At 61.6% G+C, this 13,501-nt stretch carries 14 protein-coding genes; 7 read left to right on the top strand and 7 right to left on the bottom strand.

What is annotated here, in order from left to right; all coding sequences use genetic code 11:
- Positions 1–68: 68 nt before the first annotated feature.
- On the bottom strand, positions 69–587 hold the full coding sequence (locus CQ020_RS16700) for a metallopeptidase family protein (RefSeq protein WP_024820125.1): 519 nt from the start codon (positions 585–587) through the stop codon (positions 69–71).
- A 144-nt stretch (positions 588–731) separates the two neighbouring features.
- On the opposite strand from CQ020_RS16700, the gene CQ020_RS16695 reads away from it, so the two are divergent.
- From CQ020_RS16695 to CQ020_RS16670, 5 genes are all read left to right on the top strand, one after another.
- The gene (locus CQ020_RS16695) at positions 732–1,130 is read left to right on the top strand and encodes a DUF3499 domain-containing protein (RefSeq protein ID WP_043457131.1); all 399 of its coding nucleotides are present in this window, start codon (positions 732–734) and stop codon (positions 1,128–1,130) included.
- A gap of 145 nt (positions 1,131–1,275) precedes the next feature.
- Positions 1,276–1,494, top strand: a complete 219-nt coding sequence (locus tag CQ020_RS16690; protein ID WP_017198664.1) for a Trm112 family protein — start codon at positions 1,276–1,278, stop codon at positions 1,492–1,494.
- A gap of 46 nt (positions 1,495–1,540) precedes the next feature.
- The gene (gene ahcY / locus CQ020_RS16685; RefSeq protein ID WP_105692870.1) at positions 1,541–3,019 is read left to right on the top strand and encodes an adenosylhomocysteinase; all 1,479 of its coding nucleotides are present in this window, start codon (positions 1,541–1,543) and stop codon (positions 3,017–3,019) included.
- Positions 3,020–3,150: 131 nt separating this feature from the next.
- Entirely contained in the window at positions 3,151–4,371 is a 1,221-nt protein-coding gene (locus tag CQ020_RS16680; protein ID WP_258141962.1) for an Ig-like domain-containing protein, read from the top strand.
- Between the two features lie 187 nt (positions 4,372–4,558).
- Positions 4,559–5,380, top strand: a complete 822-nt coding sequence (locus CQ020_RS16670; RefSeq protein WP_105692867.1) for a pentapeptide repeat-containing protein — start codon at positions 4,559–4,561, stop codon at positions 5,378–5,380.
- Positions 5,381–5,477: 97 nt separating this feature from the next.
- Here the strand turns inward: CQ020_RS16670 and CQ020_RS16665 are convergent, their stop codons facing one another.
- Positions 5,478–6,284 (bottom strand): RDD family protein, encoded by an 807-nt coding sequence (locus CQ020_RS16665; RefSeq protein ID WP_105692866.1) that lies wholly within the window; start codon positions 6,282–6,284, stop codon positions 5,478–5,480.
- A 109-nt stretch (positions 6,285–6,393) separates the two neighbouring features.
- Between CQ020_RS16665 and CQ020_RS16660 the strand changes: the two genes are divergently transcribed.
- Positions 6,394–7,389: a stage II sporulation protein M gene (locus CQ020_RS16660; protein ID WP_105692865.1), complete on the top strand. Its 996-nt coding sequence runs from the start codon at positions 6,394–6,396 to the stop codon at positions 7,387–7,389.
- A 139-nt stretch (positions 7,390–7,528) separates the two neighbouring features.
- Positions 7,529–8,722 (top strand): TIGR01906 family membrane protein, encoded by a 1,194-nt coding sequence (locus tag CQ020_RS16655; RefSeq protein ID WP_258141960.1) that lies wholly within the window; start codon positions 7,529–7,531, stop codon positions 8,720–8,722.
- A gap of 55 nt (positions 8,723–8,777) precedes the next feature.
- Here CQ020_RS16655 and CQ020_RS16650 read toward each other — a convergent pair whose 3' ends face one another.
- From CQ020_RS16650 to CQ020_RS16630, 5 genes are all read right to left on the bottom strand, one after another.
- Positions 8,778–9,710, bottom strand: a complete 933-nt coding sequence (locus tag CQ020_RS16650) for a sporulation-delaying protein SdpB family protein (RefSeq protein WP_105692863.1) — start codon at positions 9,708–9,710, stop codon at positions 8,778–8,780.
- Positions 9,700–10,119 carry an SdpA family antimicrobial peptide system protein gene (locus CQ020_RS24785; RefSeq protein ID WP_374955203.1) on the bottom strand — a complete coding sequence of 140 codons (420 nt, stop codon included), beginning with the start codon at positions 10,117–10,119 and terminating at the stop codon, positions 9,700–9,702. Before CQ020_RS24785 ends, CQ020_RS16650 begins: the two co-directional genes overlap by 11 nt.
- 215 nt (positions 10,120–10,334) lie before the next feature.
- Entirely contained in the window at positions 10,335–11,018 is a 684-nt protein-coding gene (locus tag CQ020_RS16640) for a hypothetical protein (protein ID WP_146116670.1), read from the bottom strand.
- A gap of 14 nt (positions 11,019–11,032) precedes the next feature.
- Positions 11,033–11,503, bottom strand: a complete 471-nt coding sequence (locus CQ020_RS16635) for a hypothetical protein (RefSeq protein ID WP_146116669.1) — start codon at positions 11,501–11,503, stop codon at positions 11,033–11,035.
- Positions 11,504–11,658: 155 nt separating this feature from the next.
- Positions 11,659–13,491: a long-chain fatty acid--CoA ligase gene (locus CQ020_RS16630; protein ID WP_105692859.1), complete on the bottom strand. Its 1,833-nt coding sequence runs from the start codon at positions 13,489–13,491 to the stop codon at positions 11,659–11,661.
- Positions 13,492–13,501: the final 10 nt, after the last annotated feature.

Here is a 13,501-nt window from a genome sequence, read left to right as displayed (position 1 = left end):
TGAGCCGGCTGACCGCCTGAGCCGGCTGACCGCCTGAGCCGCCTGCCGGCGTCGTTATTGATGCGAAGCTATTGGTATCGACGCCGGTAAACCGGGTCCAGCGTCTCAGGAGGCACGCCGAGCATCTCGGCCGTGTACTCCACCACTACGTCATGGACGAGGTCCTGGAGTTCCTCCCGGGTGGAGACACCCTGCGCAACGACGCGACGGTACACCGTGATCATGGGGGCCTCGCCGCGGCCACCGGGCGTGTAGGAGCCCAACGGGGCCGTGTTCCCCATGGCGACGAGCTGTTCAAGGTTGGGCGGGATTTCGTCGACTGCAAAGAGAACGCCGTCGAGTTGTTTGCCCCACATGTCCTGGAGTCGCTCCGCCGAGTCCAGCACCATGTCATCGAAACGCTCTGCGCGGGTGCGGAATCCGGGGAGATTGGGGAGCATCAGTTCTCCGCGCAGTCCACGTCCGTGCCGGTTGCGCCGGCGTCGCCGGAATCCCCGCACTTCCGAACCGGCGTGTTCCTGGGCCTGATCGCCATCGGCGTCAGTCCACCGGATAGTGAATCCGGGAACATGTGGCTGTGACTGCATATATCGACTTTAGTCCGGAGGGCCCGCCAGCGCGACCTCATGGGCTGCACCGCGCCGCGTGGCTTGATACTCCAAAGATTCGCCGGCTCAATACTGTGGCGAGTTAGTGAGGCACGGGCCATCAATGCACAATGTCCGTGCCCAATGGCGCTAATCTGGGATGTTGTGGGTGCCATTCGTCAATGTTCCAGATCAGCCTGCCGCCAGTCCGCGGTGGCCACTTTGACGTACGTGTACGCAGAGTCAACCGCAGTTCTGGGGCCTCTGGCCACCTACGCGGAACCGCATGCCTATGATCTTTGCTCGCAGCATGCGGAGTCCCTGACGGTTCCGCGTGGCTGGGAAGTGCTGCGCTTGGCTATGCCCACAACGCCACAGGAGCCAGGTCCGGATGATTTGCTGGCACTTGCCAACGCGGTCCGGGAGGCTGCCTCGGCCACCACTGAAACTCCGGCCCGGCAAAGCCACGCGCAGATGGAGCCGCCCGCCGGCGCCGAGGGCACCCGGCGAGGGCACTTGCGCATCCTCCGCGAACCGTCCTGACCCGCCCTCCCCAGGCCCTCGGTTCCCGGGCTCTGGACGCAATTCGTCGTCGGGATCAAAACCCGATCTCAGTGCGCGGTAGTCTGGAATCTGCAGATATATCCGCCAGCGGCGCCATGCCGGCGCCACCCAGGGAGCATCATTCATGCCAAAGGTCAGTCCTGAACTGTTGTCCATCCTGCGCTGCCCGGTGACGGGTTCACCGCTGGTCCAAGAGGGCGATGAGTTGGTTTCCACCGATGCCGCTGCGGACGGCGAAAAGCTCCGCTACACCATTGAGGACGGCATCCCGCTGCTCCTGCCACCGGAACTGCTGGCAGCCGCCAACGCGGCAACCTCGGGCCAGCACGATTCCAAGGCCTGACGCGCCTTCTTCCACCACATCCGCACGGTACCCCTAAAGGACTTTCATGACTTTTGACTTCAAAGTGGCTGACATCACTCTCGCGGAGGCCGGCCGCCACCAGATCCGTCTGGCCGAGCACGAAATGCCGGGCCTCATGTCGCTCCGCGCGGAGTTCGGTGCCGCGCAGCCGCTCAAGGGTGCAAGGATCGCCGGGTCACTGCACATGACGGTACAAACCGCTGTGCTCATCGAAACCCTCACTGCCCTGGGCGCCGAGGTCCGCTGGGCCTCCTGCAACATTTTCTCCACCCAGGATGAAGCCGCTGCCGCCGTCGTCGTCGGCAAGGGCACTCCGGAGGACCCGCAGGGTGTCCCGGTTTTCGCTTGGAAGGGCGAAACCCTCGAGGAGTACTGGTGGACTGCGGAGCAGATCCTCACCTGGCCTGGCGCTGACGCCAACCCGGAGTTGGGTCCCAACATGATTCTCGACGACGGCGGCGACGCCACGCTGCTGCTGCACAGGGGCGTCGAATTCGAAGCCGCGGGTGCCGTTCCCACTGCCACAGAGGAAGATCCGGAAGAGTACGTCCTCATCCTGGACCTCCTGCGCAGGACCCTTGCCGCTGATCCGAACAAGTGGACCCGCCTGGCCGCCCGCATTGAGGGCGTCACCGAGGAAACCACCACCGGCGTGCACCGCCTTTACCAGCTCGCGGAGCAGGGCAAGCTGCTGTTCCCGGCCATCAACGTCAACGACTCCGTGACCAAGAGCAAGTTCGATAACAAGTACGGCATCCGGCACTCCCTTCCGGATGGCATCAACAGGGCCACGGACGTCCTCATGGGCGGCAAGGTTGCGGTTGTCTGCGGCTACGGCGACGTCGGAAAGGGCGCCGCTGAGGCGCTGCGCGGCCAGGGCTCACGGGTCATCGTCACCGAGATCGACCCCATCTGTGCTCTCCAGGCTGCGATGGACGGCTACCAGGTGGCCAAGCTGGAGACGGTGCTCGCCCAGGGTGACATCTTCATCACCACCACGGGCAACAAGGACGTCATCATGGCCGAGCACATGCTGGGCATGAAGAACAAAGCAATCGTTGGAAACATCGGCCACTTCGACAACGAGATCGACATCGCCGGGCTTGCGAAGATTCCTGGCGTCGAGAAGGTTGAGATCAAGCCGCAGGTCCACGAGTGGGTGTTCGAGGCAGGCACGGATTCGGAGCGTTCCATCATTGTGCTGTCCGAGGGCAGGTTGCTTAACCTGGGCAATGCCACAGGCCACCCGTCGTTCGTGATGAGTAACTCCTTCGCCAACCAGACCATTGCGCAGATTGAACTCTGGACCAAGAAGGACCAGCCCGCCGGGGAGCGCGAGTACCAGAATCAGGTCTACGTCCTCCCCAAGATCCTGGATGAGAAGGTTGCGCGCCTCCACCTGGATGCTTTGGGCGTCGAGCTGACCGAACTGAGCAAGGATCAGGCCGACTACCTCGACCTGGACGTCGCAGGGCCGTACAAGCCGGAGCACTACCGCTACTAGGCTGCACCGTTCGCCGATGCCGGTGATACCCAAATCGATGGTGAAAGGCCGGACACGCGACCAGCGTGTCCGGCCTTTCGGCTAGAATTGGGTGTTCAGTACTGCTTGCGGGGGACAGGATGACGGGAACCATGACGGAAGTCGCCACACGGAAAAAGGGCAAGATCATTGCCATCATTGGAGTCTGCGCAGCTATTGTGGTGGGCGGAATTGGCGTGGTCACGGTGCCCGGGCTCCTGGCTGGCTCTCCTCAAGGAGCGGCCGTTGCGCCGTCGCCCGCTCCCACGGTGGAGGCCAAACCCGTGGAGTTGGGCATCACTCCGCTGGACGGCGCTGTGGAGTGGAACCCCGTTGTTGGCCCCCAAATCAAAGCGGTCAACGGCAAGCTGAAGGACGTCATGTTGACGCCGGTGGGCGGCGGGGTGTCGGTGCAGGGTCAGACCAGCCCTGATGGCAGCACGTGGACCACCCTTGAAGTCCTGAAGTTCAAAACGCAGTACAGCTTCGCCTTCACCGTGGTGGACACGGCGGGCAAGGAGACCAAGAAGTCCCAAACCTTCACCACGGTTTCCGCTGCCTACGAGGCAGATGCGTCCATTTACCCCCGCCACGGCACCACAGCAGGTTCCGGACAGCCCATTGAAATCAACTTCAGCGAGCCCGTTATAGACAAAGTGGCCATGGAGAAGCGGGTTGCCATCACCGTTTCGTCCGGCCAGCCCGTGGCTTGGCACTGGTACTCGGACAAGAAGGTCAGGATCCGTCCGGAGGCCTTCTGGGTTTCGGGCACCACCGTCACCGTGGACATGAAGCTTTTGGGCGTCGACTTCGGGAACAAGATGATCGGCAATGCCGACGTCGTTTCGACTTTCACCACCGGCCCCCAGCGGGTGGCAGTGGTGGATGACACCACCAAGACCATGAATGTGTACTCCGATGGGCAGTTGGTCCATACAGCGCCCGTATCGCTGGGCGGCGAGGACTGGCTTTCGCCCACGGGGTACGCGGTGATTCTGGAACAGGAACGCAAGTCCAACTTCAACGCCGGCAGCATCGGTCTGAAGCCGGGGGACAAGGGCTACTACGCCCCGATGGTGGTGGACTACGCCAACCGACTCACCTGGTCCGGCGTCTATGTCCACCAAGCCCTCGAATCGGCGTGGGGGGCCATCGGCCGGGTGAACGTCTCTCACGGCTGCGTGGGCCTGCTGCCTGAGGATGCCGAATGGTTCTTCAACAACATGAAGACCGGAGACGTCGTCCAGATCCTCAACACCGGAGCACCGGCAGTGGAACCGCTGGAAGGCTTCGGCGACTGGAACATCCCCTGGGCGAGCTACGCCCAGCGCTAGTCCTGCTGTTAAGATCGTTGCAGTGATTCTTTCCTGCGCGCTTTGACCCTTTTCTCCAGCGCTGACAATACGTCGGCCCTGTTCTTTGTGCTGCCCTCCAAGGTGATCACGGGTGTCCCTCAGGGGAACCCTCTCGTGGGTTCCCCGGCTCTTTCCCCCGGACCCTTTCTCTTCACCTGGAGCATGCATGACCATTTCACCAAGCCTCAGCCCGGATTGCGGCAACTGTTTTGCCCTTTGCTGTACCGCGCTCGGATTCGCCCGATCCGCTGACTTCGCGATCGAAAAACCTGCCGCCTCGCCATGCCCGAACATGGCGGACGACTTTTCCTGCAGCATCCACAACCGCCTCAGGCCCCGGGGCTTCCGCGGTTGCACGGTCTTTGATTGTTTCGGCGCCGGCCAAGTGGTGTCCCAACACATCTTCGCCGGAACCAGTTGGACACAGGACCCTTCGTCCAAGTCCTCGATGTTCGCCGTATTCAAAGTAGTCAGGCAACTCCACGAGATGCTCTGGTACCTGGCCGAAGCCAGGCAGCGGACTTTCGATCCCGAGCTCGCGGCTGCGGCGGACTATCTGTCCGAGGGCTTGGCCGCCTCCGCCCAAGGCGACGCGATCACGGTCCTTGCGGCCGACGTCGAGTCCCTCCACGGAGAGGTTCGGGCGCTCCTGATGGAGGTCAGCGAAGATGCCCGCGCTTCCTACGGCGCCGAGGGTCGGCAAACCCCCGACGGCGGCCTCCAGGCGGGTGCCGACCTCATGGGCGCTGACCTTGCGAACCAGCGCCTCTGCGGCGCAGACCTACGCGGCGCCTACCTGATCGGAGCCAACCTCAAAAACTCCGACCTCACAGCCGTGGATCTTCTGGGAGCTGACTTACGCGGAGCCCGGCTGCACAACGCAGACCTCTCCAAGGCGCTCTACCTGACCCAACCCCAGATCAACGCCGCCGAAGGCAACCCCAACACCCTCCTACCCCCAAGACTCACCAAACCGGATCACTGGTGACCTGGACGGGGCGGCGGTCGCCAGCCGTCCGGCAGCGTGCGTCTAAGCGAAGAATGAGCGAGCACGCCGAGGACGGCTGGTAACAGCCGCACCGGACCTACGAGTCATGAGTGAACGGCAGCTTTCTAAGTCGCTCACCTATGGTGGCGTTCCGCTGTTCCGCTTGCCGTAGTCGCACGAGTTCGCGGTTGCGCCGTTCCCCGAGGACTGCGCCTATGTAGTCTTCGGGGATGGTGCCGGCCGGAGGCGGAGGGGCCACGTACCTGGCGAGTTCGGATGCCAGCGAGGCCGCCATATTGACGCGCGACGCCGGTGCCATGAGGTATGCCTGCTGCACGAAAGTTCCAGCCCGCCGGGCGGTGGCATCCGGTACCTTGCCGATGTCCGCCATGGCCACCCATGATTGCAAGTGATGCGGGGCCATGGGCATGATCCGGGGTTTTGAGGGAACGCGTTGCCGGAGGGAGTAGGTGCCTGCAACGATGTCGCCGAGGCGCTTGGATTTGTCGTTAAAAAGTGCCACACCGATTGCGAGGCCGCCGAAGGTCATGTAGATCTCCAGGAAGCCGAGGAGACCGCGGATGAGGGCGTGCCGGAAGCGGATGGACCCGCCGTCGTCGCGGACTATGCGTAGTCCCGTTGCGAGTTTCCCCAACGAGCGCCCGCGGGTCAGCGTCTCCACGGTAACGGGGACGATGACCACGGAGAACACAACGCTGCTGAGGATGAGCGCTTGGACGGCAGCCTCGTCGAGATCCTGGGAGGCTGTGGCGATGAGGATGATCAGGAGTATCGCGAGGACCACTTGGGAGATGACATCCAGGATGAGGCCCAGGGCGCGCGCGGCAAAGGAGGCGGGGCGAAGCTCGAGGACTACTGCCTCGCCTGTGATGATTGAACTCATGCCTGCCCCCAAGTTTTGCCAATTCTGCGGGCGCCTTGAGTGCCCGCACCAACGAGTCTAGCGGCGGCGGGGCAGACCGCACGGTGGATACAGGCGCTAGGGTGGTGGCGTGGACATTGATGCCTTCTCGGCCGTACATGAGGACAAATGGTCGCGGCTTCATTTCCTGGCGCACAAGCGCCGACTGACGGGTGCCGAGGCAGACGAACTTCTGCGCCTTTATCAGACGGTGTCCGGGCACCTCTCACTGATCCGTTCTGTGGCACCGGAGACGGGATTGTCCGAGTCCTTGTCCGCAGCGCTTGCTCAGGCGCGGACGCGGTTCACCGGGGCCCGCTCGAATTTCATGGAGGATCTGGCGCGGTTTTTCGTCATTTCACTTCCTGCAGCGTTTTACCGCATCCGGTGGCTGACCCTGTGGTGCGGGCTCGCCTTTGTCCTGGTTGCGGGTGCTTATGCTCTGTGGATTGGCACCTCACCGGAGGCATTGAGGGCTGTGGCCTCCAGCGACGCCAGGGTGCAGCAGTACGTGGAGGAAGACTTCATCGACTACTACTCCGAGAATCCGGCGGCTTCCTTCGCCGGAGCGGTATGGACCAACAACGCTTGGATCTCCGCCCAGGCCGTGGCCTTCGGCGTCACGGGATTCTGGGTGCCCTACATCCTGTTCATGAACGCCCAGGGGCTGGGAATCGCGGCGGGGCTCTTCCTGGCGACCGGGAAGATGGACATTTTCTTCAGCTACATTCTTCCGCACGGACTCATGGAACTCACGGCCGTCTTCATAGCATGTGCTGCGGGACTCAAGATTTTCTGGGCCATGGTGCGGCCGGGCCCGAGGACGAGGCTGCAGGCTGTGGCTGATGAAGGCCGTTCGCTGATCACCATTGCCATGGGGTTGGTACTTGTCCTGCTCGTCTCCGGCATTGTGGAAGGCTTTGTCACGCCGAGCCCGCTCCCGGTATGGGCCAAGATCACTATCGGTGCGTTGGTTTTGGCCGGCTACTGGGTGTACACCTTGGTTCTTGGTGGGAAAGCGGTCCGCGCGGGCGTCACGGGAGACTTGGAAGCCAACGACGCCGGATATCGCAGCATCGCAGCCTAGAGCTTACAGTTACGTTTCAATCTGGTCGCAGCCGGGGTGGCACCGCGTGTCTGTGTAATGCCGGGCGGTAGGCTCGAATGCAGACAAGAGAGCCGGCAGCAAGCAATCGCCGGTGGATGCCTACGGAAGTGAACCCGCTGTGAGCGACAAGAGCCCAAAACCACAAGAACCGGACATGGACGTCCATGAGGACCCCAACGAACCGGCCTTCGACTGGATGAAGCCGAAATCGTCCGGTGGCACTACCGAGGCCACTCCTGCACCAAAGGCCGGAGCCACACCCGCGGCAGCAAAATCGTCAGCAACTCCCTCAACTGCGACGCCAGCCAACGGCCAGCCCGAGAGCCGCGCGGACCGCAAAGCTGCTGAGGCTGCCGACACCGGAACTGAAACTCCGCTGTTCGCCGACACCCTTGCGGAGGCCTCCACCACCAAGGCGCCGTCCAGCACCAAGGGGCCGTCGCACTATTCGGAACCTTTGCCGACGTCGGCTCTTCAGATCCGTCCACCGGACGACGAAGTGGCGCGACGGAATGCCGAACGCGAGCAAGCCGCAAAGGTGAAGCCGATCGGCCCACGGATTTTTCAGGTGCTGCTGGCCATTTTCTATCCCGTCATTCTCCTGGTGCTGGCCGTCCGGGCAGTGACCAGTCCGCTGTTCCTGTGGGTGGAGTACAACCGTCCGGGTTTCCCCGGCGACGGATATGGCTTCAGCACTGATGACCGCATGACCTATGGTTCGTACGCGGTGGACTACCTGAGCAACTGGGCCGGTCCCCGCTTCCTTGGGGGCTTGGTCAACCAAGACGGGGAGAAGCTCTTCACGGACAGCGAAGTCTCGCATATGGCCGACGTGAAGCTGGTTATCCTGTCCTCCTTCGGGGCTGGGCTCTTGCTCATCATCCTCAGCATCATCGCCATCCTGTATCTGCGTAAGCGAAGCAATGGCGGGATCCGGCGCGGTCTCTTCGCCGGTTCAATCGTCACGTTGGTCATCATCATTGGTCTCGCCGTCCTGGCAGCCCTGAGCTGGCAGCAGTTCTTCACGGAGTTCCACCGGATCTTCTTTGCCAATGGAACGTGGACCTTCTCGCTGGAAGACACCCTGATCCGGCTCTTCCCGGGCCAGTTCTGGATTGATGCGGGCATCGTCATTGGCGCTCTGGTGTTCCTTGCAGCGACGCTGACGTTCATCTTCACGTGGCCCACCAAGCGGCGTCGTGGCCTTGCGGATAAGCAAGAGGCCGCGGACGCTGAGTCTTCCGCGCAGGAAGTCGGCGATGAGCCCGTATCCGCTGACATCCGCCAGGAGGCTACAGAGGCCCGCCGTTAGCTGAAGCCTGACGGACACGATCCGAATAACTTTTCAATTCGTGTCCGTTCTTCGGTTATCGCGCCGCGAAAGCCGTCTTCAACCTGAAGTGGCGAAGGCGAAATTCGGACGAATACACCGGCGACGTGGCCGGGATAGTCAGCAAGGACAAGGCAGCCAACATGGCGACCTGGAAGCTCCAGATTCCCAAGAATACTGCGATGCCTGTGTGGAGCGAAGCGCCCAGGGCAAACCAGGCAAGTCGGTACCTGACGGGCGTCAGCAACGTCACTGCCAGCAGCAACTCGATCAGAAGTGCGGCCCACGACATACCAAGGGACATCACCGGATTATCCGTCAGTACGGCAAAGGCATCCTTCAAGGCCCCGGAAGGTCCGAAGAACCCGGATCCTATGTAGTACAGCGCCGAACCCTCGGCCCACTCGGTCTGAAACATCTTTCCGGTCATGGAATAGAAGTACAAAACGGAAACTTGAACTTTCAGTCCTGCCAGGGAGACACCTGCAATTCCGGCCCTGCTTGGAATCCACAAGGAACCCGTCTTAGCCCGGGACCAGTGGCTCAGCCTTGGATCTGTCAGGCAGATCGGAACCAGCAGAAGTGCCAAGTTGGACGTAATCTGGTCCCCGCCGTCCGGGATTGAAATGCCCGTTGCCACGCTGAAGGCCACCCACGCGTGCAGGACACCCGTGAGCTGGGGCAAGTAGCCGGAGATGACTAGCAACAGGATGAGAATGCCTAGAATCTTGGCGAGACCGAGTTGCTCTAGCGAAATGATACAGAAGAGGCCTAGCGATTCGACTCCGCGGCACAGCGGATAGTTGCCCACACCAAGAACTGGACGGAACAACGCGTCGTTGCTAGTGAAAATCAAGGTCAGCAGCGTACCGACAGCCAAAATGCTTCGTACCATTCCCATGAACGGAGACCAGACCAGGGGCAGGGTAATCTGCGGCAGGTCTGCGATGGTTGAAAGCCTATTGGCCATTACATTCCACACGCAGCTTGATTACCTTGTCGGCTTTCTCCCTCAGTGCGGTTTGGTGCCTAAATGACCACGGCACCGGCGTGGTTTGAACAAGCACTATCTCACCGCAAACCGTGGGGGACGCAACGGTATTGGTAACAGCAGTCGACGTTGCGTCACGCACCATTTCGGCGCACTCCTGGAGTGCTGGGGTGGAGCAATCCAGCCAATTTTCGGCCCCGGACTCGCCGGATATCAAAGCCACCTCGACGCCTTGGGCGCGCCCCTCCCTGCTAACACCAAAGAGATTCTCGACCCGGGTAGTTGGAAGTTTGCTGACCGACTCAAATGAGCCGTTGATATCTTCGCGATATGGAGCGATGGAAGGATCTCGGGGCGACTTCGAAAAGAAGGCCCACCCTTGAGGCATGGCGGAGACGGCGTTGGGTTTCACTTGGTCGAAGTAAGGCAGCGCAAGGATAGTTGAAGGAATCGAAGACAAACCGGAGTACATTCCCAGGACCAGGAGGCCAGCTATGGGAGCCACCAGATGAAGGGGATTTACTTGTGGTCCCGTTGAGGGCGTCCAGTCCGGAACGGGGACACCCTCAACGCTGTGTTTGCAGCTCATCAATAGGGCCGGGATCAGTTCTGCGCCAGGGCCGTTGTGAACTGGGAGATGCTGTTCTCGCTCTCCAGTTGCGATCCCGTGGTGCCCGCAGAGGGCCAGAAGGCCACCTTGGCGTACACCACCACCACTGCGGCTGCCGCCACAGCGACGTTGACGCCGACAGCGTAGTTAACAGCTGCCGCGACATCCCACACCGCTGCGGCCCAAATGAAGACAGGTACGGCCGCCAGGGGATTGGCGGTATCTGACTTTGCCAATGCCGAAACCTGCTGCGGCTCAGACTTGAGGAGGTCCGTCATCATCTTCTGGACCTGCTTGAATTTCGCATCAACCCGCAGGACGTCGCCACTCGTCAAGGCGGCGTGGAAGGCGGCGAAGAATTTGGGATTCTTGGCCTCCAAGGCAGACACGACCGCGTCCGCTGCCTGAGCTTGTCCCTCGTGGCTGGATGCGGACTGCGCGAAAGCTTCGTAGGTACTGTCACCCAGCTTCTCCTGAACTTCAGCCACCTGTGGTCCGACGCCAAAGTAGATGGCCTTGAAGAGCCCTTTGCCAGCGGATGTGGCGTCCTTCACCACATGCCGTGTGACGGCGTGGGTTTGCGTGGGTGCTGCCGAGGCGACTCCGCTTGAGCCCAGGGCGATGGCGGCGGTCAGTGCCACAGCTCCTGCTGACAGGGGCCAGGTTCGTTTCGACAATTTGTTCTCCTCTTTTAGTGGTTTGCTTCGGTCAGAACACGAATGAGCTGTTCAGGGCGGTCCGTGCTGGCGATGACGGTCTTACCGCTTTTCATCTCGATATTGATCTCGGGACCGCCGACGAGGTACCCGACCATGCCGGGCCCCATGTATCGGAATCCGTAACCACTGGGACCGGCCGCGTTGTCCGTGGTCAACGTCGCGATTTCATCCCTGGGTAATGTCCGTTTGAAGATGTCGCAGAAGGCGATCACGACGTTCTGCGAGTCGACCTTGACGGTGACGGTCGTGAACGCGATGAATGAACCAGCTGCGGTGATGACCAGCGGTGCGAAGAGCACTTCCGGTGTGTTCTTCAGGACGATCAGCACGAACAGCACCGGGCCCAGCGCAACCATCGTGAAACCCGCAACTCGAGGTACCAAGGTAGCCCGGACACGCGAGTAGTAGAGCGCCGGTGTTGGTATGCCTGATGGTGTGGCCATGAGTTCCCCTTTGAACGTTTGGTTCGTGAGGAAACGCTATGGGGATAACAACGGCACCTAGAGGGACATTGGCCTAACTAGGTGGTGAATTTGGCCGAATTAGGTGCCGAATTGGCAGCACTAGGTGGTGATTCGAGGCGGCCTAGGTGGAGGCCTTACTTCTTGTAGAGCTTCTCCACTGCCGCTGAGAAGTCGGTGAGGACAGCGGCCCGCTTCAGTTTGAGCGACGGCGTCAGGTGCCCGGACTCGACGCTGAGATCCTCGGTGATAAACGCAAACTTCTTGATGGATTCAGCAGCTGAGACGAGCTTGTTGGCCTCGTCCACTGCTGATTGAACGGCCGCCTTTACCCGGTCTTCGCCAGCGGCTTCCTCGGGGCTCAGCGGCCCTAATTTGTTTTCGGCGCACCAGTCCGCGAGCCCGTCGGGGTCCAATCCAAGCAGCGCGGCGACGAACGGCCGGCCATCGCCCACAACCACTGCCTGCCCCACTAAGGGGTGTTCGCGCAGTTTCTCCTCCAAGGGAGCCGGCGCCACATTCTTGCCACCGGCCGTCACCAGGAGGTCCTTTTTGCGGCCGGTGATGGTCAGGAAGCCGTCGGCGTCGAGTTCGCCCAGATCCCCGGTGCGGAAGAAGCCGTCAACGAAGGCAGCCTGGGTGGCTTCGCCATCATTGTGGTAACCGTTGAAGACGCCGATGCCCTTGACCAGCACCTCTCCGTCATGGGCCACCCTGATGGTGGTTCCCGGCAGGGGAATCCCCACCGTGCCGATCCGGGACATGCTGGGCGTATTGACCGTGCAGGGCGCAGTGGTCTCCGTCAGCCCATAGCCCTCAAGAACCGGAACGCCAGCTCCATGGAAGAAATGGTTGTCCCGGAGGCTGAGGGGACTGGCGCCGGAAACCGTGTAGCCTACGTCGCCGCCGAACAGCTCCCTGACCTTGGGGTAGAGGAGCTTGTTGAACGTGGAATGTTTCATGCTCAGAAGCCAGCCCGGACCCGCGCCCTTGCCGCGGGCGGCGAGGTCCACCGCCGTCGAATATTGCACCGCGGTGGCCGAAGCTGCCGTGAAGAGGGCGGACTTACCGCTCATGGCCGCTTTGTGGTTGGCCCCTGCGTAGACCTTTTCGAAAATGCGGGGCACCGCGAGCAGGAAAGTGGGCTTGAAGGATCCCAGGTCTGCCATCAGCCCACTGGCACCGGCACTGTGCCCCAGAGTGATGCCCGCAGTCAGGCAGACAACCTGGACCGCCCGGGCGAGGACGTGCGCCAAGGGCAGGAACATCAGCGTCCGGGCACCTTCTTGCATGAGGAGCTCGGGGAGGAACGGGATGACGTTCCGTGCCACGAGGACAAAGTTGCCGTGGGTGATTTCGCAGCCCTTGGGCTTGCCGGTTGTCCCAGAGGTGTAGACGATTGAGGCGATGCTGGAAAGGTTTGCTGCGCTGCGCTGGCGCTCCAGCTCGTTGTCCATGACGCCGATCCCGACGGCGGAGACGCTGGTCAGGTTGGGTGCGTCGCCGTCGTGCTCCATCCGGATGATGGTGACGGGGTCCTCTCCCAGGACGGCAGAGTTCTCCACCAGAGCGTGGACGAGATCAGCTTTGCCCGAGTCTTCCACAAAGATGCGTCGGGCTCCCGAATCGGCGAGGATCCATTCGATCTGGCTTGCCGACGACGTCTCATAAATGGGGACGGTGACCCCGCCGGCCATCCAGATGGCGAAGTCCACCAGCGTCCATTCAAAGCTTGAGCGGGACAGGACAGCCACAGGATCGCCAGGGTTGAGCCCACCGGCGATCAGGCCTTTGGCCAGGGCCGTGACATCGGCAAGGAACCTCGCCGCGGAGACGTTCAACCAACCGTTCGCTGTCTGGTGCTCATAAAGGTTACCGAACGGATCTTTGTGGCAGCGTTCCAGGAGGAGATCCGTCACGTTGGTGTTCGGGTCCGCCTCGACCAGAAGCTCCGTGCTTGCTTCCCTCACTGCTTGCCTC

This window comes from Arthrobacter sp. MYb23 (assembly GCF_002979775.1).
Taxonomy (GTDB): domain Bacteria; phylum Actinomycetota; class Actinomycetes; order Actinomycetales; family Micrococcaceae; genus Arthrobacter.
This window is presented reverse-complemented; position numbering and strand designations above follow the sequence as displayed.

Coding starts and splice junctions, on each gene's coding strand:
- CQ020_RS24785 (WP_374955203.1), bottom strand. CDS start 10,119: ATGCCTCAAGGGTGGGCCTTCTTTTCGAAGTCGCCCCGAGATCCTTCC.
- CQ020_RS16635 (WP_146116669.1), bottom strand. CDS start 11,503: ATGGCCACACCATCAGGCATACCAACACCGGCGCTCTACTACTCGCGT.
- CQ020_RS16665 (WP_105692866.1), bottom strand. CDS start 6,284: ATGAGTTCAATCATCACAGGCGAGGCAGTAGTCCTCGAGCTTCGCCCC.
- CQ020_RS16650 (WP_105692863.1), bottom strand. CDS start 9,710: ATGGCCAATAGGCTTTCAACCATCGCAGACCTGCCGCAGATTACCCTG.
- CQ020_RS16670 (WP_105692867.1), top strand. CDS start 4,559: ATGACCATTTCACCAAGCCTCAGCCCGGATTGCGGCAACTGTTTTGCC.
- CQ020_RS16680 (WP_258141962.1), top strand. CDS start 3,151: ATGACGGAAGTCGCCACACGGAAAAAGGGCAAGATCATTGCCATCATT.
- CQ020_RS16695 (WP_043457131.1), top strand. CDS start 732: ATGGCGCTAATCTGGGATGTTGTGGGTGCCATTCGTCAATGTTCCAGA.
- CQ020_RS16690 (WP_017198664.1), top strand. CDS start 1,276: ATGCCAAAGGTCAGTCCTGAACTGTTGTCCATCCTGCGCTGCCCGGTG.
- ahcY (WP_105692870.1), top strand. CDS start 1,541: ATGACTTTTGACTTCAAAGTGGCTGACATCACTCTCGCGGAGGCCGGC.
- CQ020_RS16700 (WP_024820125.1), bottom strand. CDS start 587: ATGCAGTCACAGCCACATGTTCCCGGATTCACTATCCGGTGGACTGAC.